Genomic DNA, 22,351 nt, shown 5'->3' with positions numbered 1-22,351 from the left:
GTACTGCACAGGGCTTGAGGCCCATGCGGTCGAGGTGGGAGCTGGCTTGCCGGCGATGGGCCGCAAAGCGGCCCCAATGGTTTAAGTGACGTGTACTACCTGCTCACTTGTGGCAGCAATGAGCTTTGTCCGGCTGCCCTTCATAGCGGTCATGGTGCCGCACCCAGTCCATGGCCCCGCTTTCGTTGCGCCCAAGTGGCGCAATGTCGAGGAAGTTGTAGGTGTTGACCAGGATATCCAGCCCGCGGGCATAGGTTGAGTAGGTGTGGTACACGCTGCCGTCCGGTTCAAGGTAGAACGCACTCAAGCCAGGCAGTTCGCTTTCAGTGCCGTCATACGGCTCATAGTTGTATTGCCGCTGTCCCTCGCTACCGACACTGACGCCAAAGTCCTCGTTGAAACCGCTGCCATGGGACGAGTACCAGGGAAATTGCCAGCCCATGCGCTGGCGGAATGCCTGGAACTCGGCATATGGCGCCCGTGACACCGCCACCAGCGACACATCGTGATGCGCCAAGTGCAGGTTGGCACCGTCAAAATGATCAGCCAGGAACGAGCAACCGGGGCAAGCTTCGCTCCAGCCATCGGCGAACATGAAGTGGTAAACCAACAACTGGCTGTGGCCCGCGAACAGGCCGGCCAGGGGCAGCTCGCCGTCCGGTCCCTGGAAACGGTAGTCGTGTTCGACCTTGACCCAGGGCAAGGCGCGACGGGCTGCGGCCAGCTCGTCGCGGTGGTGGGTGAAGGCTTTTTCGTGCAGCCACAGTTGCCGGCGGGCCGCCAGCCACTGGCTGCGGGAAACCACCGGGTGCCTGCTTTCGCTCGTGCTCATGGTGTTGTCTCCACACTAGGGGGTTCAGACACTAGTCGAGCATGGCCGGGTTGAATCGACAGGCAGCGGTGGTCGGGCGATGAGTGGTGCTCTGCTCAGCCCGAATGGGCGATATGCCCCTCGGTCCGCTCATCCGCCGCGTCATCCTCCCCGGGCAGCGCGGTGATCACACTGAAGTCACTGACTTCCACCTTGCCGCCGCCATAACCCAGCAAATGGAAGGAAAATGCCTTGCGCTCGGTGGGGTTGTCGAAGCTGAACTCCATCTCCAGCGGCTGGTCCGCCGTGACCTTCACTTCTTCAGGCAAGCCCAGTGGCACATCCTGTTCCAACTGCTTGGCCTTGAGCTGGATATAGGCCGCGCGCTCAGGGTCCAGCGAGCGCACCTTGACCCGCACGCGGGTATGCGAGCCCTCGGGCATTTCCAGGTACTGGGCGCCAATCAGGTTGTCTGCCCAGTCATCGCGGATGCGCTTGCGCAGTTTGATCGGCGAAGGGCCGCCGAACTGGTAGCGCAGGTTGAGCGGTGTTTGCAGCAGGGACTGGTCGAGCACCCCCGCCAGGGCTCCGATCTGCTGGCCAAGCAGGCTGTCACCCGGGCCAAGGTAGCGGGCCTGGTCGGCGATGAAGCCTTCGCTGGCGTAACGCCGGCAGCGCTGCTGGAAGTCGCATTCGGTGAACACGCCCTGGCCGTTGTGGTAGCGCAACATGCCGTTGGTGTAGGAAATCATCTCGCGACCACTGTCGTAGTCGCGGTATAGCGAGCGACCGCCGAGCGCCACCGGAATGGGCAGGGCAAAGTAGTCGAGCAAAGAGGTGGCCAGGTCGATATGGCCGTAGGTGCCGTGCTTGATGTGCGGCAACTGCGCCTGCTCCGGCGCCAGGGTGAGGTTGAAGCCCCAGGCCGAAGCCAGGCGCACGCCGTCGATGCCATGGGATTCATCGGAGGTCACCACCACCAGGGTGTTCTTGAGCACGCCCTGGCGTTCCAGGCTGTCGAGGAATGCCCCGAGCGCGTCGTCCAGGTAGGCGACCGCTGCCTGTTTCGGCGTGTCGTAGCGTTCGAGATATTCGGCCGGCGCCGAGTACGGCTGGTGGGTACCCACGGTGAGCAGGGTCAGCATCCAGGGTTTGTCCTGTTTCTGCAGCTGGCTGACGTAGCCCAGGGCACCTTCGAAGAAGGCTCGGTCATCCTTGCCCCAAGGGAAGTTCAGGTAGTTCTTGTTCTTGAACCACTCCAGGCCATGCACGGCGTCGAAACCGATGTGCGGCATGATGCGGTCCTTGGCCATGAAGCGCAGGCCGGCGCCCTGCAGGTAGTGGGTGGTGAAGCCGGCCTGGCGCAACTGCGCCGGCAGGCAGGCCTGGTTGCGCTCGTTCTGGGTCAGCAGCTCCACGCCCTTGGGCGTGCCATTGGCCAGTTTGTCGTAATCACCACAGAGCATCGCGTACAGGCCGCGGATGGTCTGGTGGGTATGCAGCACATAGTCTGGCGTGTTCATGCCGCGCTCGGCCCATTGGCTGAGCTTGGGCATCAGGTCTTCGTCGAAGCTGCTGTGCACGGCCTGGCGGTTGGGCCGCAGGTAGGCCCCGGGAATGCCTTCGACGGTAATGACCAGCAGGTTGCGGGCGCTGCCTGGCCCGGCGAGCAGCCGCTGGCCATGCAGGTCGGACTGGGTCAGGCCATTGCTGGAAAGCGGCGTGAAGGGCTGCGTCTGGCCCATCCAGCCTTCAACCTGGCGCTGCAGGTTGCCAACCCCGGCAGACATCAGCTGGTGGGTGAGGTTGTATTGCCGCCATTGGTCGGCGTCGGAAGGTGCCAGTTGCTGGCTGCCCCAATGGGCAGCAAACAGCAGCAGTGGAATGGCCCAGGCCCTGCGTGGCAGCGGCTGGCCGCGCTGGGTGCGGCTGCGCCAGGCACTGGCCAGCCAGGCCAGCAGGCCGGCACCCAGGGCCCAGGGAAGCCAGGCATGGGCCAGGCCACCACCGGTCGAATTCTCCATGAATTGCGGGTCGACCAGATACGTCAGATCGGCGCTGGTGGGCAGGCGGCCCACCGCGCTCACCAGTTCGGCCGAGGCCACCCAAAGGGCCGCCCAGGCCAGCAGCACGGGAAGGGCCAGCCACCACGGCCGGCGGTGCAGCAGCAAGATCAGCAGGCTGCCGAGGGCGAGGTCGGAGAGGTAACCGAGTGGACTGGACCAACCCAGCATGGCGCGCGTACCCAGTGGGATCACCAGCACCAGGACCGCCAAGGCGACAAGCCGGGTACGTGAGTGGTCTGACAGGTTCTTCACAAAAACTTCCCTTTTGCCATTAAATCGTCATGCATCTGTGCTGGATGATAACAGGCCAGGGCAGGGAAAGCGGTCGGTTATAAGGCTGGTAAGCAAAAGCCGGGCACGCTGGTGCGGGCCCGGCCGATGGCAAGTGTCAGAAGTAGTAGGGGAATTTCAGGCTGAAGGAGAAGTCCGGCGCGTCATCGGTCAGACCAATGGACAGGTTGGGTACGATAGTCAGGTTGTTGGTGGCGGCGAAGGTCATGCCGATGTTGAAGTTGGCGGCGTTGTAGTCACTGTTGGAGATCGATTGCCAGTCGCCGCCATCCGGCTTGATCTTGCTCTTGCCGGCGAACTGGTCGGAAACCGAGAACGACATGCTCATCTTCTCGTTCAGGGCAAAGGCGATACCACCGCCGATCTGCCATGAGTCGCCGAGCTTCACGTCACCTGGCACCTTGCTGTTGACCTGCGGGCTGATGTCGCTGAACGAGTCCTCCATGTTGTAGGTGTAGGACAGGCTGGCGAACAGTACGGCCGGGTCGAAGGTCTTGACCAACGAGATGCCCGGGGTGATCGACCATACGCCGTTGCCGGTCGGCAGGCTCTCGGGTACCGACAGGTTGTCGTTGCCGGGTACTTCGCGCAGCTTGATGCCGTACGGGTCCTTGCCGGTGGGGGCCTTGATGCGCAGGGTGGCCACGGCATCGGGCCAGGTCTCCGACTCGTCGAGGAACTTGTAGGCGACGCCGACGTTGATATCGCCGATTTCCGGGTCGCGGGTGACGGTTTCGTCGGAGGTGGTCGGCCCGGCGCCGCCCGCCCCACCGGACGAGTAGGTGGATTCGCGGTATACCACCGGCACGTTGATGTCGAACTGCCAGCGCTGTGCCAGGTTGTAGCGCGCGGTCAGGTCCAGGGTCCAGTTATCCGCCTTGATGCGGTCCAGGTTGATATTGCCCAGGAAAATGGAGTCCAGCGCCAGGAAGCCGTTGAGCGTCAGCGCACGAGTGTCGTAATGGGTATAGGTCAGGCCGGTTTCGAAGCTGAATTTGCCGCCACCAAAGAAGCCGCTGGCCTCGTCGTACAGGTTGGACACGCTCTGCGCCGGCTCGGAATCGGCGGTCAGTGCCTGGCCGTAGGAGCTGCCGGTGGTACCTGGCGCGCCGGAGGCGACAGTCTGCGCGCCCTTGACCCCTTCGGCGGGGGATTTGACCAGGCGTTTGGGTGGCGGCGCTGCCGGGGCTTCCTCGACTTGGCGTACGCGCTGCTCCAGCACCATCAACGCTTGCTGCTGGGCTTCGTAGCGGCGTTTCAGTTCGATCAGTTCCTGCTTGAGGGCCTCGACCTGAGGGTCGGTGGCTGCGTAGAGCAAAGTGGCCGGAGCCAAGGTAGTCAAACACACAAAAGCTTTGAGCGTTAAAGACCGTTGCATGGGTTTGCCGTCCCTTCCAACTACTTTCGATGAGACTGAGCGTAGATCAGTATCCGAATGTGCGAAGGCCTTTGAGTTGATCCAGGCTTCCGTTCAGCGATGCGGCTGTTGGCACGTTCTCGCGCATGACCACATTGAGGGAGGTGAGGTTGTTGACTCGGTTACCATTGCCCAGCAGGGTCGAATTCTGCATCAGCCCACCCTGGGCCAGGCGTTGCACGCTGCTGCCCTGGTTGTTGTTGGCATTGATGTTCAGTTGCACACCCACGCCGGTGGAGGACACGCTGAGCGAACCTGCGCCATTTTCGCCGACCAATCTCTGGCCCGCTGCCAGTACCTGGCCCTGGGGTTGCGTGGTGGGTGCCTGGTTGGCCTTGGTGACGTTGATGTCGACATTGTTGTAAGCGGTGTTGTTGTCACCTGCTGCGCGCACTACCTGGGTAACACCTTGGGTGGTGTTGAGCCCGCTGCCGCCCGTGACGGTACCGGTCCCCGGCCCCGTTGCCGAGCCGGCGTTAGAGGTTTGCGACTGGCCAGTGCTTTTTTTATCGATCATCGACACATAGAACTGGGGCTTGATGGTGGACTGCTGGATCTGCAGGGTGGAGGTGGCACCGATCATTTCACCGTTGGCATTCTGCCAGGTGCTGGTCATGACGATGCCGAAACTGACAATCCGGCCCGGCAGTACATAGCGACCACGCAAGTTCGCCAACTCCTGGTCCTTCAGTTCGATGGGTTTGAACGTTTCAGCGTGGGTCGGCAGGCTGGCGGCCAGGCAAGCCATTACGAGCCAGAATGGATTCTTCATGGGATGCTCCCGGAGCGTCGTGCTCCTTATCGTTAGAAGTGTCGTTAGAAGAAGTCGCTTCGGATGAAACCGAAATCCAGCAGCTCTGCATCCTGCACCGGGGTGAAATTGTTCACCCGGCCTTTGGCGGTCAGGGGCAGGGGCGGGTCAAGCAAGATGTTGTTCTTGTCGTAGCCTTGGCCGATCACGGCGAAGATGATGCCGTTCCAGCCCTTGAGAAAATCGTCGACCTTGTAGCGTCTGTGGCCCAGTACCGGGTCACCGACGTACACCCAACCCTTGTCGACCTTCTGCATGACCACGAAATGCTTGTAGCCGCGCACGTCCATCAGCACCACGACCGGGATGCGCACGCTGTGCAGGGTCTCGGGCGCCACCCGGTAACCGCGGGCACGCATGCCCAAGCTTTCCACGTAGCGTTTCATGTCGAGCATCGAGAAGCCTTGCGTGCGCACCAGGTCCTGATCGGCGTGGGCCAGCATGCCTTCGATGATCTGTTGTTCGTCCACATCCAGCCAGTAGGCCTGGCGCAGGATGGTCGCCAGCGCGGCGGCGCCGCAGCTGAAGTCGGTTTTCTGTTGCACCAGGTCGGCGAACTTGCGTTCCCGCACACTCTGGATGGGTTTGAACACCACGGCGCCGCCCGGTAGAACGGACAGCGGCATTTGTGCAGCTTCGCTCACGCTGGCCAGGCACAGCAAAAACGCCAAGGCAATAATGCGCATGATCGGATGCCTTCCGGTGTGTGTTGAAGAAAGGCCCCCCGAAGGGGGCCTCAAGCACAGCGTTTAGAACGAGGTGTTGGAGATGGCCAGCGAGTTGCTCTGCTGGTTGCCCACACCGGCCGCCACGTTCACGCCCAGGTTGCCGCTGCCACCGTTCACCGAACCGCTCAGGGTTGCAGTGTTGGTCACAGGGTTGGCCCAGCCGGTCGGGGTCAGCACTTGGAACGACACGGTGTTGCTCAGGTCATAAGCGCTGCTTTCGCTGAAGCTCTTCGAAATGTCGTTCGAAGATTGCGATGCTTTTTCGCCAGATTTGTCGTACGCAGACTCAGAGGCGTTTGCATAGGAAGACTCGTGACCCTTCTCATATGCAGATTCCGAGGCGTTCGCGTAGGACGAATCCTTGGCGTTCTCATACGAACCGCTGCGCGACTTGTCGTACGAAGAATCGCGAGACTTGTCGTACGCAGAGTCGCGAGACTTGTCGTACGACGAGTCGCGAGCTTTGTCGTAGGACGAGCCGAACGCTTTTTCGAACGAAGAGTCGTAGGCACTTGCATGCGACTTGTCGATCGATGCATCCAGCGATGCATTGAGCGAGCCATCGACGCTTTCGGTGCGAGAACGGTTGCCGAAGGTCACGGTCCGCGATGCATCGGCGTCAACCCCCAGCGTAGCGTTCACGCTCGCATTGCTGGACGAGTTTGCACTGGCGTTGGCGGAGCCGTTCGCATTCCAGTTGTTGGACCCGCTGGCACTCGAGCTGTTGGACCCGCTGGCGCTGGAGCTGTTGGACCCGCTGGCATTCGAGCTATTGGACCCGTTGGCATTGGATGCGTAGGAACCGCTGGCGTTGGAGCTGTTGGACCCACTGGAGCTGGCGCTGTTGGACCCACTGGAGTTCCAGCCGCTGGAACCGCTTGCGCTCGCACTCTGCGAGCCGCCCACACTGAAGCTGGACGACGAGCTTCTGTCATCGGTCGAGTTGAACGTACCTTCACGCGAGCTCGAGCCGCTTTTGGTGGTGGTGAAGGTCAGCGTATCCACACGGTAGGTGCGGTCTGCAGCGTTGTTCACGACCAGGCCCGGGCCGTTCTGGTCAGCAGAGGCGGTGGCGGTGGCGTTACCCAGTGGCGCATTGGTGTTGGCGATGGCCATGGTGTTTTTCTGCTGGTTCAGATCGCCGCCAGCAATGTTGATACCCACGTTGCCTGAGGCACCACTGGCCGACCCACTCATCACGGCAGACGATTGGGTCGAGTAGTTGTCTACCCGGTTGTTGTTGCTGTACTGACGTACGTCAGCTGTTGCATGGGCAGTGCCGAACACGAAGCTGTTGTCCAGGCTCGATTCGGACGATGCGTTGGCAATGGCCGCCGCGTTGTCCTGCTGGTTACCGTTACCGGCCGCCACGTTGACACCCACGTTACCGCTGGCGCCGCTGGCCGAGTTGTTCATCTCGGCTTCGTTGATGGTGCCTTGGTTGGTGATGCGGTTATAGGTGCTGGTTTGCTTGTCCCAGGCATTGGCCGTTGCATACACAGGGATCTTGGTTGGAGGAGGCGTGTGATGACCATTGTTGTGGTGGCCGTTATGGTTGTCATTGCGCCGATCGTTTTGCCCAGCTTGTACAGCAACAGCCATGACCGCAGCAATTGCGAAAACCAGAGGCTTGATTGCCATCGAGGGTTTCATGGTGATTCTCCGTACTTTATAGGTTAAGTGTTGTTCTTAACTGATTGGGTCAATCCGCGACCCGTATGCTCAGGGTGTTGGCCATTCGGTTTCCCACCCCGGCACTCTGATTCAACTGGACCACTCCGCGGCTACCGGTGAATGCCTGGTCACTGGTAGTGACCTGGCGATGGCCGTGTGGAGCGCCAGTTGGATCGGAGTTGTTGAGCAGCGCCACGTTCTGTTGCATGAGGACGCTGTCGTCGATGCTTTGCGGCTGGGCACTGAGGCTGATGCGCAGTGCGTTGGCTTGCTGGGTGTTGGCGCCGGCACTCTGGTTCACCCCGAGGGCGCCGCTGCCGTTGCTGAAGGCGTTGCCTTGGATGCTCGAACGGGCATCCATCAGTGGGTCGGCGGGGGTGTCCAGGCGTTGGCGGATCTGCGTGGTGGCGCTGGCCGAGGGCCCCACGGCGATGGCCCGGGCGTTGACTTGTTGCTGTTGGTCACCGGCCGCCTGGTTGACCGACAGGTTGCCCTGGTAACGGCTGCCCGAGCTGTCGATGTCGGCGTTGTTGATCACGGGTACCGGGGATTGGGCGAAGGCCGATGCACTGCACAGCGTGGCCAGGATCAGCAGCGTACGCTTCATCTCACTTGCCTCCGGTCAGGATCTGCAGCGGCGCCAGGCCACGCTGCACACTCGAATTGACCATGTTCGAGATGCCATTGCCGGAGCCCGATCCACGCCCGCCCGCCAAATTGGGCAACTGTGTCTGGTTGTTGAGGTTGCCGCCCAGGTTGCTGGTCTGCTGCGTGACCAGGGCGCTGATGCCCGCGCCGCTGCTGATATTGGCGAAGTCGCCATCGCTCAACTCGTTGGTCTGTTTGAGAATGTGGGCGGAAGGGTTGGCGTTGACGGTGGTTGGATTCGGGTCGGGAATCAGCGGGGGCACCGTCGCGTTGCGTGTCTGCACGTCGCGGGTGATGGTGATGATCCCGTTTTCGGCCTGGGCAGTCAGGCTCAATGTACCCAGTACGTAGCCTGCCAGCAGCAAGCCGCAAAGGCGATTGTCAGTTTTCCTCACGACAGTAATTCCTTCTTTGAGCGCTGGCCCTGTTCAGCGATGCGAACAACAGAGCAGAAGGTGTGCCGCTTTTGAGAAGCGTTTGCAGATCAAGACGTTAACGTGAGGGGATGAGAAATTGCGGCGTATTCTGTCTCAGTGTTGAAACAGGCAGCCGTGGGCATTACCGACAAAGCCAGCGATGGCTTTGACTGGAAGGCTTTTTGCAAGGGTGTTTCATTGGCTTGACAGTGCCCCCGAAGCGGGGGGAAACCCCGCATTTCCGGGGGCTTTGACCCACCGGTGTGTGTCAGGGGCTTAACACTCGGTGGGGCAGGCTGGCGTATCGCTATCAAGGAGCTTGGCAACGGCTTGCAGCGCCAGCAACTGGCGCTGCGGCCAACTGCCCTCGATGGTTTGCAGGGCCTGATCATGCCGTTTCAGCCAGCGCAGGCTGTCGTCGAAGAAGCGCTGGCGGTCGTTCAGGTCGGGTTGACTGCGTTGGCCATCGGCAACCCAATCCACGCCTTGCGGGCTGAGCAGCAGGTGCAGGTCGTAGTGCCGTTCCAGCAATGCCTGTTCCAGCCAGGCTGGGCAGTCATCGAACAAGGCGTGGCTCCAGAGCATGTTGCTGAGCAGGTGGGTATCGAGGATCAGCAGCGGCGGAGCCTGCTCGCGGGCCTGGTCCTCCCAGGCCAGCTGGCCGCGGGCGATGGTGGGGATATCGGCGTAGCAGGTGTCGCGGCATTCCTGGTCGATGAAATGGCGCACGTATTCGGCCACTACCATGCCGCCGAAATGCGCCTGGATCACGCCACTGAGCCAGCTTTTGCCGCTGGATTCGGGGCCGCAGAGCACCAGTACCTTCATCGCCGGTTCTGCATTCATGGCAGCACCAACGCCGGGTCGCGGCGCCATTCCAGCCAGCCGCGCACGGCGATCACGGTGAGTACGGCGAAGAACCCTGCGGTGAAGTACAGCTGCTGGTGCAGGTACTGGCCCACGTAGAAGATGTCCACCACTACCCACAGCAGCCAGCATTGCAGGCGCTTCTGTGCCATCCACAGTTGTGCCACCAGGCTGAAGCCGGTCAGGCTGGCGTCCAGCCAGGGCAGGGCAGCGTCGGTCCAATTGGCCATGGTCGAGCCCAGGGCCACGCTCAGCAGCACTCCAGCAGCCAGGCCGGTGAACAGCGCCGGGCGCTGCAGGCGGGAGACCTGGCGGGCTTCTTCGACGTGGTCCGGGCGTTTCCACTGCCACCAGCCGTACAGTTGCAGGATGGCGTAGGCCAACTGCAGCAGCATGCCGGAGTACAGCTTGACTGCGTAGAACAGCCAGCCATAGATCAGCACCATGACCAGGCCGATCGGCCAGCACCAGGCGTTCTGCTTGACCGTAAGCCAGACAGCGGTGACGCCGAGGACGGCGGCGATGAGTTCAAGGCCGGACATCGGCGATCCTTGGAGAAACAACGGGGAGGGGCGCGATTGTAGCTGGTCGGTCGGAGAAGGTGTAGGCGTGGTACTGACTGTCTTGGGGCGCAGGCCTGTTGTGGGAGCGGCCTTGTGTCGCGAAAGGGCTGCAGAGCAGCCCCAGCAAGTTGTGCGTTGCGACTGAAATCCTGGGGCCGCCTTGCGGCCCTTTCGCGACACAAGGCCGCTCCCACAGGGACCGCGCAAGCATTAGTTACTCCCACAACCTACAGGTCCTTATACCCGGAACTGCCGCAGCAACTGTTCCAGCTCCTCGCTCAATTGCCCCAACGCCACCCCGGCATCGCTGGACTGTCGCGCCGCATCGGCGGTCTGCTGGGACAACCCGGCAGTATCCAGCACGTTGCGGTTGATTTCCTCGACCACATGCGACTGCTGCAAGGTGGCACTGGCGATGGAGGCATTCAGCGCGGTGAGGTTGTTCAGGGCCTGGTTGATGGCATCCAGGCTGGCACCGGCCTCGCGGGCTTGCTCGACCGTTTGGCGCGAGGCCTCGCTGCTGGTATCGATGGCCCTGACCGCGGCGTCCGACTGGCTTTGCAGGTGCTCGATCATGGTATGGATCTCGGCGGTCGACTGGGCGGTGCGCTGGGCCAACAGGCGCACCTCGTCGGCGACCACGGCAAAGCCACGGCCTTGCTCGCCGGCCCGCGCCGCCTCGATGGCTGCGTTCAGCGCCAGCAGGTTGGTCTGTTCGGCGATGGAGCGGATCACGTCGAGCACGCCACCGATGCGCGTGCTGTGCCCGGCCAGGTCGCGGACTACCTGCACGGCCTGGTCGATGGTCAGCGACAGCCGGTCGATCTGCGCCAGGCTGCCGTGAATGGCCTCCTGGCCGTGCGCCACTTGCTGCTGCGCGGTGCGCATTTCCCCAGCGGCCTGTTCGGCGGTCTTGGCCACGTCCTGCACGGCGTAGGTCACTTCGTTGACCGCGGTGGCCACTTGGTCCATTTGCAGCGATTGCTGGGCACTGTGCTGTTGTGCGGCACCGGCGTTGTCGCCGACATGCCCAGCGGACTGGGCCAGGGCGTGGGCAGCCCCCTGTAATTGGCCGACCACGCCCTGCAGCTTGCCGTTGAAGCGATTGAAGTGCTCGCCCAGGTGGGTGATTTCGTCGCGGCCGTGGGTGTCCAGGCGGCGGGTAAGGTCGCTTTCGCCGCTGGCGATGTTGCCCATGGCCTGCACCGCCTCCTGCAACGGGCGGGCGATGCTGCGGGCAATCAGCATGACCACCAGCGCCATCAGCAGGGCAATGGCCACGCCCACCAGCGAAGCGTCGCGCAACTGGCGGGCGAACTCGGCCTGCACATCATCGACGTACACACCCGAGCCGATGATCCAGCCCCAGGGTTTGAACAGCTGTATATAGGAGGTCTTGGCCACGGGCTCACTGGCGCCGGGTTTGGGCCAGCGATAGTTGACCGGCCCGGCGCCCTGCTGGCGGGCCAGGGCGACCATTTCGTTGAACACGGCGAAGCCGTCAGGGTCGCGGATGGCCGACAGGTCCTGGCCGTCAAGCTTGGGGTTGGCCGGATGCATGATCATCTTCGGCCCCAGGTCGTTGATCCAGAAATAGTCGTCGTGGTCGTAGCGCAGCGCCCGCACCACTTGCAGGGCCTGTTGCTGGGCGGTTTCGCGGCTGAGCGCGCCAGCCGCCTCCAGGCCTTGGTAATAGGCCAGTACGCCGGCTGCCGTCTGCACCACGTGGCGGGTCTTTTCCGCTTTGGCCTGGTACAGGTCGCCATGGATCTGGCGCAGCATCAGCAGGCCCAACACCACCAGCATCGCCACCGCCACCAAAAGGATCAGCCACAAGCGACGGCTGATAGACATCGATCTCAGGGTTTTCATCCACGAGCTCCCGCACTGTTCTGGCGCATTGTTCTTGTTATCGAGGTGCATCCAAGCATGCTTTGCCGCGGGCCCCCACTCGACTAATGGCTAAGTGCTATGTTTGTCATAGTCTGCCGCAGCTCGGGTGAAGCGATTGCAAAGGCGCTCTGCTAGGATCTCGGCCGCGCAAGATGAAACCTTTAGGCAGCGTGAACTTTTCTACTGGCATTCGGACCAACAGGCGCTGTAAAACAGCCGGGCCGCGTGCGGCAATCTCAAGCAAATCAAGAACAAGGGGCCTGCAACGAGCAGCGCTCCATCGGGGGAATGATGGATTTTTGGACTGCCTTCCAGGCAATCATCTTAGGCGTGGTCGAAGGGCTGACGGAGTTTCTGCCGATCTCCAGTACCGGCCACCAGATCATCGTCGCCGACCTGATCGGTTTTGGTGGCGAACGGGCCATGGCTTTCAACATCATCATCCAGCTGGCGGCGATCCTGGCAGTGGTGTGGGAATTTCGCGGCAAGATCTTCGAGGTGGTCTTCGGCCTGACCAGCCAGCCTACGGCGCGGCGCTTCACCGGCAACCTGCTGTTGGCGTTCCTGCCGGCGGTGGTGCTGGGCGTGCTGTTCGCCGACCTGATTCACGAGTACCTGTTCAACCCGATCACCGTGGCGGCGGCGCTGGTGGTGGGTGGTGTGATCATGCTCTGGGCCGAGCGTCGCGAGCACTGCGTGGAGGTGGACCATGTGGACGACATGCGCTGGAGCCATGCGCTGAAGATCGGCTTCATCCAGTGCCTGGCGATGATCCCGGGCACTTCGCGTTCCGGTTCGACCATTATCGGCGGCCTGCTGTTTGGCCTGTCACGCAAGGCGGCGACCGAGTTCTCGTTCTTCCTGGCGATGCCGACCATGGTCGGTGCAGCGGTGTACTCGGGCTACAAGTACCGCGACCTGTTCCAGCCGAGCGACCTGCCGGTATTTGCCATTGGGTTTGTGACCTCGTTCATCTTTGCCATGATCGCCGTGCGCGCGCTGCTCAAGTTCATTGCCAACCACAGCTACGCGGCATTCGCCTGGTACCGCATCGTTTTCGGCCTGTTGATTCTGGCGACCTGGCAGTTCGGTTGGGTTGACTGGGCGACGGCTCATGGCTGAGGTAGCACGGGGGCAAAGGGCGGAAGGTGTGCGCAATGTGCGCCTGAAGCTGCTGCTGTTGGGCGTGCTATGCCTGTTGCCGGGCCTGGGGGTTACGCGCATGGCCTGGAATGACCAGGTCTGGTGGCCGTTGGCGCTGTACCCGGCGATGAGCCTGGTCAGCCTGTTGCTGTATTGGCAGGATAAACAGCAGGCGCGTACGCAGGCCTGGCGCACGCCCGAGAAAGTGCTGCATGCCAGTGAGCTGCTGGGCGGTTGGCCGGGGGCGTTGGTGGCACAGCAACTGTTTCGGCACAAGACACGCAAGGCTTCGTACCAGCTGATCTTCTGGGGCATTGTCTTGGTACACCAGGTCTTCTGGGCGGATTGGTTGTTCTTTGACGGGCGCTATCTGCCTTTAAGTTGATGTGTGGCTGTACCTGCCCCCGCGGGTTAACCGCAGGTCTCGAATCTTGTATTGCCTGGGCTGGCCTCATCGCCGGCAAGCCAGCTCCCACCTCGACCGCAGAGGCCTCGAGCCCTGTGCGGTACCTGTGGGAGCCGGCTTGCCGGCGATGAGGCCGGCACAGGCTACTTACATCATCAACCCCACCTGCAACCGCTTCGGTAACCGCCGTACCACCAGCTGGTGCGACCGCTGCAACAAATCACACAGCTCATCGCGCCCCATGGGGTAGGGCAGCGCCATGCTGATCCACCGCGCCCGCGCCAGATACGGCGCAGGCCGCACCCCCGGGCGGTCGCAGTAGCCGAGAAACAGCTCGTCGGCCACCTTGAACGATAACCCCGCGCCCGCCAGGTCGAGCACCGCGAACATCTTGTTGCCCGCCACCGAGAACACCCGGATGCCGCCCCATTTGTAATCTTCCCGTGCACCGGGCAGGCTCAGGCAAAACGCCGCCACCTGGGCTTCGCTCATGTTCCGCTCAGACATACCGATCTCCACAGGCTTCGAAAGACGCCGCCAGGTGATCGATCCATACCCGCACCGCAGGCAGCAAACCGCGCCGGTGCGGGTACACCGCCTGCAGGTAACCACCCGGTAGCGACCAGTCTGGCAGCAGGCGCACCAACTCGCCGCGTTCCAGTTCTTCTTCGCAGAACATGCTGGGCAGCGCCGTGAACCCCAGGCCGGCCCGTACAGCAGCATTACGTACTACGAAATCATCGATGGCCAAGCGCGGCTCCAAGGCTATTTCCTGCTGCTTGCCATTGGGGCCGAGCAGGCGAAAGTGTACCAACCGGTCTGCCTCTGCTGCGCCCAGCACCGGCAATGACGCCAGCTCGCTCGGTTCGCGGATGTGGTCGGCGAAACCGGGTGCGGCAACCAGCTGCATCTGCGCCTGGCGTAGGCGGCGGGTGACCAGGGCTGGGTCTTCATCGCCCAGGTCGCGCACGCGCAGGGCCACGTCGATACCTTCGGAAATCAGGTCGACCCGGCGGTTGAGCAACACCATGTCCAGTTGCACCAACGGGTACTGCGCGAGAAAGCGGCTGATTACATCCGGCAGGAAGGCATGGGCCAGGGCCACCGGGCATGACACCCGCAAGCGCCCGCGCGGTTCGCTGCTCATGCTGGCCACGGCTTCATCGGCGGCTTCGGCCTCCAGCAACATGGCCTGGCAGTGATGCAGGTAGCGTTCGCCCACGGCGGTGAGCTTCAGCTGCCGTGTGGTGCGTTGCAGCAGGCGTGTGCCCAGGCGTTCTTCAAGCTCGGCGATACGCCGTGACAAGCGCGATTTGGGGATGCCCAATTGGCGCCCGGCGGCGGCGAAACCGCCGGCTTCGACCACGCGGGCAAAGTAGAAAAGGTCGTTGAGGTCTTGCATGGTGATTCCCCACTGTTCCATCCATGGGACAAACTAGCGCATTTTTGCCGACTTATCAGCCATTGTTCCCTCCAGTAGGATTCTTCCCATCGTGATCGCCCACCGCCGCGGTCTTCATTCACAGGAGAGTCCCATGAAACTGTTGCATATCGATTCGAGCATCCTGGGCGACAATTCCGCCTCCCGCCAGCTGAGCAGCGAAGTGGTCGCCGCCTGGAAAGCTGCCGACCCGAGCGTGGAAGTGGTGTACCGCGACCTGGCCGCCGACGCCATCGCCCACTTCTCCGCGGCCACCTTGGTAGCTGCTGGCACCCCCGAAGATGTGCGCGATGCAGCCCAGGCCTTCGAAGCCAAGCTGAGCGCGGAAACCCTGGAGGAGTTCCTGGCCGCCGATGCCGTGGTGATTGGTGCGCCGATGTATAACTTCACCGTGCCGACCCAGCTCAAGGCCTGGATCGACCGCGTCGCCGTCGCAGGCAAGACCTTCCGCTACACCGAAGCTGGCCCGGAAGGCCTGTGCGGTGACAAGAAGGTGGTGCTGGTGTCCACTGCCGGTGGCCTGCATGCTGACCAGCCGACTGGTGCCGGGCATGAAGACTTCCTCAAGGTATTCCTCGGTTTCATCGGCATCACCGACCTGGAAATCGTCCGTGCTCACGGCCTGGCCTATGGCCCGGAGCAGCGCAGCCAGGCAATCGATGCTGCGCAGGCGCAGATTGCCACTGAGCTGTTTGCAGCGGCCTGATCAAGGGTAGACGGTTGGTTGCAGGGGGGGCTCTGTGGCGCAGGGAATAGAGCCCGCAAGCGCGCCGCAAGGGTTTCCCTTGATGCCAGTCAGTTAAGCGATTTGGGGCCGCTTTGCGGCCCATCGCCGGCAAGCCAGCTCCCACAGGGATCGCATCAGGGCTGACAGGTGTTTGCCACACCATCTTCAGCGTGTGTGAGCACCTGGCAACCTTCCCACAGTTTCAGAATGTCGGCGGCGTGATCACCCAGATCACCACTGCATCCACCTCGCCAGGGTTGCCATAGCGGTGGGGCTCCTGGCTGGAAAAACTGAAACTGTCCCCTTCGCCCAACTGAAAATGCCGCTCACTCACCCACAGCTCGAAGCTGCCACTGAGGACATAGCCGGCTTCTTCGCCGTCATGGCTGTAGCTTTGCTGGCTGTAGGTGCCTGGGGGGAAGCGTGAGTGCAGGATTTCCAGCTGGCGGTTGGGCTGGGGCGTGAGCAGTTGATCGACGATGCCGTCTTCGTAATGCACGCTCAGGCGGCTGTTGCGCCTTACCACATAGCCCTGGTCCTCGGGCGCGGTCGTGGCTTCGCTGGCGAAGAACCACTGGATGGTCACACCCAGGCTGCGGGCAATGTTGAACAGCGCCGGGATGGACGGGTAGGAGAGGTTGCGCTCCAGCTGGCTGATGTAGCCGGCGGTCAGTTCACTGTGCGCGGCCAGCTCCGCCAGGGTCATGCCGCGGCGCTTGCGCAGGCCGCGGATGCGGGTGCCCAGGAACTGCGGCGCGGCGCCCCCGGCTTCACTGGCGGGGGGCTGGGGGAGTTGGCTCATGCACGTCGGTCCATCGGAAAAGCCGCAGTATGTACAGCCTCAGAGTGCCCAGGCAACCGTCAGACCATCGTGAATCGCTTCTTCGGCGGTACGCGGTGCCAGGCAGTCGCCGACGCGCCGCACTTCGACCAGGCCGGCCAGCTCCGTCGCCAGGCGGTCTTCAGGTTGATGGCCAAGGCACAGTACCAGGGTGTCGATGCCTTCGAAGATCATCGGTTCGCCGCTGGCGGTATGCTGCAGGTACACCGTGTTGTCGTCGCTGCCATAGAGGCGGGCATAAGGTGTGATGGGGATGCCCAGGCGATGCAGCTCACCGGCCAGCTGGTCGCGCACGTACAGCGGCAGGCTTTCACCGCAATGGGTGCCGTTGACCGCCAACTGCACTTGGTGCCCCTCGCGCACCAGGCGTTCGGCGATGCCGGGGCCAATCCAGTCGCAACGCCAGTCGATCACCAGCACCGAGCGCCCCAGCTTGGCTTCATTGCGCAACACTTGCCAGGCATCCACCACCTGCAAATCACCGGTGCGTTCGAACGCCGGCCAGTAGGGGGTGGCACCGGTGGCGGCAATCACCAGGTCGGGCCGTTCACGTTCGACCAAGGCACGGTCGACCCGGGTGTTGCGTACCACCTCCACACCCGCCAGGGCCATTTCCCGCTGCAGGTTGGTGCTGGCGCCGCCGAACTCGCTACGGCGTGGCAGCAGCTGGGCCAGCAGCACCTGGCCGCCGAGCTGCGGGCCAGCCTCGTACAGCGTAACCTGGTGCCCGCGCGCGGCGGCCACGGCGGCGGCCTTCATGCCGGCGAGCCCGCCACCGGCAACCAGGATGCGCTTGGGGGTGGCGGTGGGCGTCAGTTGCCCATACTGCAACTCGCGGCCGGTTTCTGGCCGTTGGATGCAGGAAATGGCCAGGCCGCGGTGGAAGTGGCCGATGCAGGCCTGGTTGCAGGCGATGCAGGCACGTACGTCTTCGACCTGGCCGCGCTCGGTCTTGCTCGGCATCAGCGGGTCGCAGATCAGCGCGCGCGTCATGCCGCAAACGTCGGCCTGGCCGCGGGCCAGGATCAGTTCAGCCTCTTGGGGCTGGTTGATGCGCCCGGTGACGAACAGCGGAATGTTTAGCTGTTGCTTGAAGGTGGCGGCTTCCCGGGCCAGGTATGCCGGCTCGATGGCCATTGGCGGGACGATATGCACGGCGCCGCCCAACGACGCCGAGGTGCCGGCAACGATGTGCAGGTAGTCGAGCTGGTGTTGCAAGGCAACGGCTGCGGCCAGCGACTCGTCCTCGCTCAGCCCCTGGCTGTCGCGCTCGTCGGCGCTGATGCGCAGGCCGATGATGAATTGTTCGTCGGTGGCCGCGCGCACGGCGGCCAGTACTTCGCGCAGGAACCTCAGGCGCTGTTCCAGCTCGCCGTTGTAGCCGTCGGTGCGCAGGTTCACCCGTGGGTTGAGGAACTGCGCGGGCAGGTATCCATGACTGGCCACCACTTCAACGCCATCCACCCCGGCCTGGTGCAGGCGCCGGGCGGCGCTGGCGTAGCCTTGGATGATCTCGTCAATCATCGCCTGGTCAAGCGCGCGCGGCATCACCCGGAAGCGTTCATTGGGCACTGCTGACGCCGAGTAGGCCACCGCCAGCAAGCCGTCCGCCGACTCCATGATCTCCCGCCCGGGGTGGAACAGCTGCGACAGCACCACGGTGCCGTGCTCATGGCAGGCGTCGGCGAGCTGGCGGTAGCCGTCGATGCAGGCATCGTCGGTGGCCATCAGCACATGCGAAGTGTAACGCGCGCTGTCATGCACCCCGGCCACCTGCAGCACGATCAGGCCGACCCCACCGGCGGCGCGGGCGCGCTGGTAGGCGATGAGCTTGTCGTTGACCAGGTTGTCGGTGGGTAGGCAGGTGTCGTGACCGCTGGACATGATGCGGTTCTTCAAGCGTTTGCCGCGGATCTGCAAGGCTTCGAACAGGTGTGGGAAGGCGGTCTGCATACAGGCGGCTCCGGTGCGGTGTTGTTCTTGTTTTCGTTATGAAAGTGTAGCCAAAGTAAAAAATCAACTTGTTTTTTTACTTTGGCGCGGCTAGGTTTTTCTCACCCTCACGGCGAGGGTGTGACCTCACAACAACAAGAAAACGGGCCCCATGGGCACCGGCAGGAGGAAACTACGATGCAGGCATTCCCACGTGTAACCAGCCTTTGCGCAGCGTTGCTGGCCTTGGGCCTGGGCAGTGCGCAAGCGGCGCCGCAGATGGTCGTGGTCGGCTATGGCGGCGCGGGCCAGAAAGCCCAGGACGAGGCGATCTTCAAGCCTTTCAGTGCCGAGGATGGCAGCAAGCTGATCCAGAGCGAATACAACGGCGAGATGGCGCGTATCCAGGTGATGGCCGATACCGGCAATGTCGACTGGGACGTGGTGCAGATCGAAGGCCCCGACCTGATGCGCGGTTGCGACGAGGGTATCTACGAGCACCTGGACTGGCAGCGCCTGGGTCATGCCGCCGAGCTGATTGCCGATGCCGCGCAGGACTGCGGCTCGGCTGCCTTGGTGTGGAGCGTGGCGATTGCTTACGACCGCAGCAAGCTGGCCCAGGCACCTGCGTCGTGGGCCGACTTCTGGGACGTCGCCAAGTACCCGGGCAAGCGTGGTCTGCGCAAGCGTGCGGTATACAACCTGGAGTTCGCGCTGCTGGCCGACGGGGTGAAAGTGGAGGATGTCTACCAAGTGCTGTCCACCCCGGCCGGAATCGAGCGTGCCTTCGCCAAGCTCAGCGAGCTCAAGCCCTATATCCAGTGGTGGGACGCCGGTGCCCAGCCAGCCCAGTGGCTGGCGGCGGGTGATGTGGTGATGACCTCGACCTACAGCGGGCGCATCGCGGTGGCGGCCCAGCAGGGTAGCCCGCTGGCCGTGGTCTGGCCCGGCAGCCTGTATGGCATGGACTACTGGGCGATTATCAAGGGCTCACGGCATGTCGACCAGGCCAAGCGGCTGATTGCCTATGCCAACCAGCCGGATACCCAGGTGCGCTATGTACAGCAGATCCCTTATGGGCCGACCAACACCCAGGCAGCGGCCAGGCTTGACCCGGCCTTGGCCGACTGGGTGCCCACTTCACCGCAGAACCTGCAAGGAGCGTTGGCGATGAATGTGGAGTTCTGGGTCGACCACGGCGAAGAGCTGGAACAGCGCTTCAATGCCTGGGCCAGCAAGTGACCTGCCGCACAGGGACAACGATGATGAACGCAACGGAACAAAGCCTGCGCCAGGAACTGGCCGCTTGCTACCGGCTGGTTGCCCATTTGCGCATGAGCGACCTGATCTTCACGCATATTTCCCTGCGCTTGCCGGGGCCGGAGCATCACTTTCTGATCAACCCGTACGGCCTGCTGTTCGACGAGATCACCGCCTCCAGCCTGGTCAAGATCGACCTGCAGGGGCAGCCGGTCGAGCCCTCGCCGCATCCGGTCAACCCGGCCGGGTTCGTCATTCACAGTGCCATTCATGCCGCCCGCGAGGATGCCCGCTGCGTGCTGCACACCCACACCCGTGCAGGTTGCGCGGTGGCGGCACTGGAGTGCGGCCTGTTGCCGGTCAATCAGATGTCCATGGAGTTTTACGGCAAGGTGGCTTACCACGCCTATGAAGGCATTGCACTGGATATGGATGAACAGCAACGGCTGGTGGCCGACCTGGGTGACAAACCGGTGATGATCCTGCGCAACCATGGCCTGCTGACCACTGGGCGCAGCGTGGCTGAGGCGTTCCTGCGCATGTATTACCTGGAGAAGGCCTGCGAGGTCCAGTTGGCGGCGCAGAGTGCCGGGCAACTGCTGTTGCCGCCTGCTGAGGTGTGCGCACATACCGAGCGGCAGTTCAATGAGCCGACGAGGGGGTTGAAGCGGGGTGAGCTGGCCGACCCGGATGCGATACAACTGGCATGGGCAGCGTTGCTACGGATGCTGGAGCGGGTGGCACCGGGTTATCGGGATTGAAGAGCCAGGCTGATAAGCCAGACCGCACACATGAATCTGGTCAAGCTTTCAGTTCCTGTGACAGGCAGTCGTACAGGGAGGGGGTGCGACTGCTGTCGCACCCTCGAAACTGCAATCAATGTGTCTCAGGCACGATCATCGCCGGCGGCGCCTCGAATGCCCGTCGCCGCGCCACCAAGTAGTACAGCACGCTTGGCACTACCAGGCCGATTAGCCATGACACGTCCACACCGCCCAGGTGCGCGACCATCGGGCCTGTGTACAGCTTGGTATCGATGAACGGCATCTGGATCAGCACGCCCACGGTGTAGACAACGATGCCTGGCCAGTTCCACCGGCCGTAGCGGCCTTGTGGGTCGGCGAGGGCAGGGATGTCGTAGCGCTCCTTGGTGATGAAGTAGTAGTCCACCAGGTTGACCGCACTCCAAGGTACGAAGAAGGTCAGCAGGAAAAGGATGAACGACTTGAACGCGGTGAGAAACGAATGTTGGCCAAGCAGGGCGACCAGGGTGGCGGCGCCGACTATGGCCAATACGAACCCCAGGCGTTGAGCGCGGCTGATCTGCAGGTGGCCACGGAAGCCACTGATGATGGTGGCGATACACATGAAGCTGCCGTAGGAGTTCAGTGTCGAGATGGTCACCTTGCCGAACGCTATGCAGAAATACAACAGCGCGGCGGTGGTGCCGACTCCCCCCAGGCCGACGATGTAGGCCACTTCGCGGCCGGAAAACTCGCCACCTGCGATAGCGGCGGCAAATACACCCAGGATCATCGATGCCTGGGCGCCGATTACCGAGCCCAGGCCTGCAGCGAGGAAGGTCTTGACCGGTGACGTGCTGCTGGGCAGGTAGCGTGAGTAGTCGGCCACATAGGGGCCGAAGGCGATCTGCCAGGATGCCGCCAGGGAGACCGCCAGCAGGAACGATGCCCAGGTGAAATGGCGGTTATCCAGCAACTGCCCGATATCGGCCAGCATGAGGATGCGGCTGAACAGGTAGATGAACGCGATGATGCCCAGCACGCTGGCGATCCGGCCGATCCAATGGATAACCCGGTATCCGGCTAGCGTGGCGAGCACGATCACGGCGGCGAATATCAAAATCCCGGTGCTGTCGCTGACACTCAACAGCTGGCCGATCGCCTGCCCCGAGAGCACCGTACCGGTGGCGGTGAAACCCATATACATCAAGCAGACCAGCACCATCGGGATAGCGGCGCCATAAACCCCGAACTGCACGCGGCTGGAGATCATCTGTGGCAGCCCCAAGCGCGGGCCCTGAGCGGCATGAAGCGCCATGACCGCACCACCAATCACCTGGCCAAGTAGCAGGCCGACCAGCGACCAGAACACGTCGCCACCCAGCACCACGGCCAGAGCGCCGGTAACGATCGCCGTGATCTGCAAGTTGGCTCCGAGCCACAGGGTGAACTGACTGTACACGCGTCCATGGCGTTCAGTTTCAGGGATGTAGTCGATCGAGCGCCGTTCGAGCACGGGTTTGCTGGACATTGAATGGCTCCGCTTCATTGTTTTTGTGTAAGCGTGTAAGTCATTTGCGGGACGCAAGGCGAATGACTGCTGTCTGATATGATCATGTATATACAAGTCTGGTCAAGTGAAGTTTGGCGATGATAACAGTGACACTGTTGCG

Annotated in this window: 21 protein-coding genes; 5 read left to right on the top strand and 16 right to left on the bottom strand. The window is 62.6% G+C overall.

The window, feature by feature from the left end:
* Window positions 1-103 precede the first annotated feature (103 nt).
* The 11 genes from TZ03_RS08145 to mcpP all read right to left on the bottom strand — a co-directional run bounded on the left by TZ03_RS08145 (window position 104) and on the right by mcpP (window position 12,164).
* Complete coding sequence (locus tag TZ03_RS08145) at window positions 104-832, bottom strand: DUF899 domain-containing protein (RefSeq protein WP_051096898.1); 729 nt, start codon at window positions 830-832, stop codon at window positions 104-106.
* 95 nt (window positions 833-927) lie between these two features.
* Window positions 928-3,129: an LTA synthase family protein gene (locus tag TZ03_RS08140; protein ID WP_051096896.1), complete on the bottom strand. Its 2,202-nt coding sequence runs from the start codon at window positions 3,127-3,129 to the stop codon at window positions 928-930.
* 136 nt (window positions 3,130-3,265) lie between these two features.
* On the bottom strand, window positions 3,266-4,546 hold the full coding sequence (locus TZ03_RS08135) for a transporter (protein ID WP_051096894.1): 1,281 nt from the start codon (window positions 4,544-4,546) through the stop codon (window positions 3,266-3,268).
* A gap of 46 nt (window positions 4,547-4,592) precedes the next feature.
* Window positions 4,593-5,357: a hypothetical protein gene (locus tag TZ03_RS08130; protein ID WP_051096892.1), complete on the bottom strand. Its 765-nt coding sequence runs from the start codon at window positions 5,355-5,357 to the stop codon at window positions 4,593-4,595.
* A gap of 44 nt (window positions 5,358-5,401) precedes the next feature.
* Window positions 5,402-6,082, bottom strand: a complete 681-nt coding sequence (locus TZ03_RS08125) for a C39 family peptidase (protein ID WP_051096890.1) — start codon at window positions 6,080-6,082, stop codon at window positions 5,402-5,404.
* 63 nt (window positions 6,083-6,145) lie between these two features.
* The gene (locus TZ03_RS08120; protein WP_051096888.1) at window positions 6,146-7,777 is read right to left on the bottom strand and encodes a hypothetical protein; all 1,632 of its coding nucleotides are present in this window, start codon (window positions 7,775-7,777) and stop codon (window positions 6,146-6,148) included.
* Between the two features lie 49 nt (window positions 7,778-7,826).
* Entirely contained in the window at window positions 7,827-8,405 is a 579-nt protein-coding gene (locus TZ03_RS08115; protein WP_051096886.1) for a hypothetical protein, read from the bottom strand.
* 1 nt (window position 8,406) lies between these two features.
* On the bottom strand, window positions 8,407-8,841 hold the full coding sequence (locus tag TZ03_RS08110; RefSeq protein ID WP_051096885.1) for a hypothetical protein: 435 nt from the start codon (window positions 8,839-8,841) through the stop codon (window positions 8,407-8,409).
* 297 nt (window positions 8,842-9,138) lie between these two features.
* On the bottom strand, window positions 9,139-9,708 hold the full coding sequence (locus TZ03_RS08105; RefSeq protein ID WP_051096884.1) for an AAA family ATPase: 570 nt from the start codon (window positions 9,706-9,708) through the stop codon (window positions 9,139-9,141).
* Window positions 9,705-10,271, bottom strand: coding sequence for a nicotinamide riboside transporter PnuC (gene pnuC, locus TZ03_RS08100; protein WP_051096883.1), 567 nt, complete (start codon window positions 10,269-10,271; stop codon window positions 9,705-9,707). The genes TZ03_RS08105 and pnuC overlap by 4 nt, the downstream gene beginning before the upstream one ends.
* Before the next feature lie 258 nt (window positions 10,272-10,529).
* Window positions 10,530-12,164 (bottom strand): methyl-accepting chemotaxis protein McpP, encoded by a 1,635-nt coding sequence (gene mcpP / locus TZ03_RS08095; protein ID WP_051096882.1) that lies wholly within the window; start codon window positions 12,162-12,164, stop codon window positions 10,530-10,532.
* A gap of 312 nt (window positions 12,165-12,476) precedes the next feature.
* On the opposite strand from mcpP, the gene TZ03_RS08090 reads away from it, so the two are divergent.
* Both TZ03_RS08090 and TZ03_RS08085 read left to right on the top strand, forming a co-directional pair.
* The gene (locus TZ03_RS08090) at window positions 12,477-13,307 is read left to right on the top strand and encodes an undecaprenyl-diphosphate phosphatase (protein ID WP_051097100.1); all 831 of its coding nucleotides are present in this window, start codon (window positions 12,477-12,479) and stop codon (window positions 13,305-13,307) included.
* Window positions 13,300-13,713: a DUF1294 domain-containing protein gene (locus TZ03_RS08085; RefSeq protein ID WP_051096881.1), complete on the top strand. Its 414-nt coding sequence runs from the start codon at window positions 13,300-13,302 to the stop codon at window positions 13,711-13,713. Before TZ03_RS08090 ends, TZ03_RS08085 begins: the two co-directional genes overlap by 8 nt.
* 168 nt (window positions 13,714-13,881) lie before the next feature.
* On the opposite strand, the gene TZ03_RS08080 is transcribed toward TZ03_RS08085, so the two are convergent.
* Window positions 13,882-14,241 carry an MmcQ/YjbR family DNA-binding protein gene (locus TZ03_RS08080; RefSeq protein ID WP_051096879.1) on the bottom strand — a complete coding sequence of 120 codons (360 nt, stop codon included), beginning with the start codon at window positions 14,239-14,241 and terminating at the stop codon, window positions 13,882-13,884.
* Entirely contained in the window at window positions 14,234-15,136 is a 903-nt protein-coding gene (locus TZ03_RS08075) for a LysR substrate-binding domain-containing protein (RefSeq protein WP_051096877.1), read from the bottom strand. The genes TZ03_RS08080 and TZ03_RS08075 overlap by 8 nt, the downstream gene beginning before the upstream one ends.
* Before the next feature lie 133 nt (window positions 15,137-15,269).
* Here TZ03_RS08075 and TZ03_RS08070 point away from each other — a divergent pair, with 133 nt between their 5' ends.
* Window positions 15,270-15,881 (top strand): FMN-dependent NADH-azoreductase, encoded by a 612-nt coding sequence (locus TZ03_RS08070; RefSeq protein ID WP_051096875.1) that lies wholly within the window; start codon window positions 15,270-15,272, stop codon window positions 15,879-15,881.
* Between the two features lie 223 nt (window positions 15,882-16,104).
* Here TZ03_RS08070 and TZ03_RS08065 read toward each other — a convergent pair whose 3' ends face one another.
* Both TZ03_RS08065 and TZ03_RS08060 read right to left on the bottom strand, forming a co-directional pair.
* Entirely contained in the window at window positions 16,105-16,704 is a 600-nt protein-coding gene (locus TZ03_RS08065) for a helix-turn-helix domain-containing protein (RefSeq protein ID WP_051096873.1), read from the bottom strand.
* Window positions 16,705-16,743: 39 nt separating this feature from the next.
* Window positions 16,744-18,696 carry an FAD-dependent oxidoreductase gene (locus TZ03_RS08060; RefSeq protein ID WP_051096870.1) on the bottom strand — a complete coding sequence of 651 codons (1,953 nt, stop codon included), beginning with the start codon at window positions 18,694-18,696 and terminating at the stop codon, window positions 16,744-16,746.
* A gap of 177 nt (window positions 18,697-18,873) precedes the next feature.
* On the opposite strand from TZ03_RS08060, the gene TZ03_RS08055 reads away from it, so the two are divergent.
* Both TZ03_RS08055 and TZ03_RS08050 read left to right on the top strand, forming a co-directional pair.
* Complete coding sequence (locus TZ03_RS08055) at window positions 18,874-19,917, top strand: ABC transporter substrate-binding protein (RefSeq protein WP_051096868.1); 1,044 nt, start codon at window positions 18,874-18,876, stop codon at window positions 19,915-19,917.
* A gap of 23 nt (window positions 19,918-19,940) precedes the next feature.
* Entirely contained in the window at window positions 19,941-20,696 is a 756-nt protein-coding gene (locus tag TZ03_RS08050) for a class II aldolase/adducin family protein (protein WP_051096866.1), read from the top strand.
* A gap of 115 nt (window positions 20,697-20,811) precedes the next feature.
* Here the strand turns inward: TZ03_RS08050 and TZ03_RS08045 are convergent, their stop codons facing one another.
* Window positions 20,812-22,209 carry a purine-cytosine permease family protein gene (locus TZ03_RS08045; protein WP_051096865.1) on the bottom strand — a complete coding sequence of 466 codons (1,398 nt, stop codon included), beginning with the start codon at window positions 22,207-22,209 and terminating at the stop codon, window positions 20,812-20,814.
* Window positions 22,210-22,351: the final 142 nt, after the last annotated feature.

The sequence above is a fragment of the Pseudomonas sp. 10-1B genome (assembly GCF_000935045.1).
In the GTDB taxonomy this organism is placed as follows: Bacteria; Pseudomonadota; Gammaproteobacteria; order Pseudomonadales; family Pseudomonadaceae; genus Aquipseudomonas.
Note: the sequence above shows the minus strand (reverse complement) of the source record. Positions and strands in the feature narration are given on the sequence as shown.

Coding starts and splice junctions, on each gene's coding strand:
- TZ03_RS08080 (WP_051096879.1), bottom strand. CDS start 14,241: ATGTCTGAGCGGAACATGAGCGAAGCCCAGGTGGCGGCGTTTTGCCTG.
- mcpP (WP_051096882.1), bottom strand. CDS start 12,164: ATGAAAACCCTGAGATCGATGTCTATCAGCCGTCGCTTGTGGCTGATC.
- TZ03_RS08085 (WP_051096881.1), top strand. CDS start 13,300: ATGGCTGAGGTAGCACGGGGGCAAAGGGCGGAAGGTGTGCGCAATGTG.
- TZ03_RS08055 (WP_051096868.1), top strand. CDS start 18,874: ATGCAGGCATTCCCACGTGTAACCAGCCTTTGCGCAGCGTTGCTGGCC.
- TZ03_RS08060 (WP_051096870.1), bottom strand. CDS start 18,696: ATGCAGACCGCCTTCCCACACCTGTTCGAAGCCTTGCAGATCCGCGGC.
- TZ03_RS08115 (WP_051096886.1), bottom strand. CDS start 8,405: ATGAAGCGTACGCTGCTGATCCTGGCCACGCTGTGCAGTGCATCGGCC.
- TZ03_RS08065 (WP_051096873.1), bottom strand. CDS start 16,704: ATGAGCCAACTCCCCCAGCCCCCCGCCAGTGAAGCCGGGGGCGCCGCG.
- TZ03_RS08130 (WP_051096892.1), bottom strand. CDS start 5,357: ATGAAGAATCCATTCTGGCTCGTAATGGCTTGCCTGGCCGCCAGCCTG.
- TZ03_RS08125 (WP_051096890.1), bottom strand. CDS start 6,082: ATGCGCATTATTGCCTTGGCGTTTTTGCTGTGCCTGGCCAGCGTGAGC.
- TZ03_RS08070 (WP_051096875.1), top strand. CDS start 15,270: ATGAAACTGTTGCATATCGATTCGAGCATCCTGGGCGACAATTCCGCC.
- TZ03_RS08090 (WP_051097100.1), top strand. CDS start 12,477: ATGGATTTTTGGACTGCCTTCCAGGCAATCATCTTAGGCGTGGTCGAA.
- pnuC (WP_051096883.1), bottom strand. CDS start 10,271: ATGTCCGGCCTTGAACTCATCGCCGCCGTCCTCGGCGTCACCGCTGTC.
- TZ03_RS08145 (WP_051096898.1), bottom strand. CDS start 832: ATGAGCACGAGCGAAAGCAGGCACCCGGTGGTTTCCCGCAGCCAGTGG.
- TZ03_RS08045 (WP_051096865.1), bottom strand. CDS start 22,209: ATGTCCAGCAAACCCGTGCTCGAACGGCGCTCGATCGACTACATCCCT.
- TZ03_RS08050 (WP_051096866.1), top strand. CDS start 19,941: ATGAACGCAACGGAACAAAGCCTGCGCCAGGAACTGGCCGCTTGCTAC.
- TZ03_RS08075 (WP_051096877.1), bottom strand. CDS start 15,136: ATGCAAGACCTCAACGACCTTTTCTACTTTGCCCGCGTGGTCGAAGCC.
- TZ03_RS08135 (WP_051096894.1), bottom strand. CDS start 4,546: ATGCAACGGTCTTTAACGCTCAAAGCTTTTGTGTGTTTGACTACCTTG.
- TZ03_RS08105 (WP_051096884.1), bottom strand. CDS start 9,708: ATGAATGCAGAACCGGCGATGAAGGTACTGGTGCTCTGCGGCCCCGAA.
- TZ03_RS08120 (WP_051096888.1), bottom strand. CDS start 7,777: ATGAAACCCTCGATGGCAATCAAGCCTCTGGTTTTCGCAATTGCTGCG.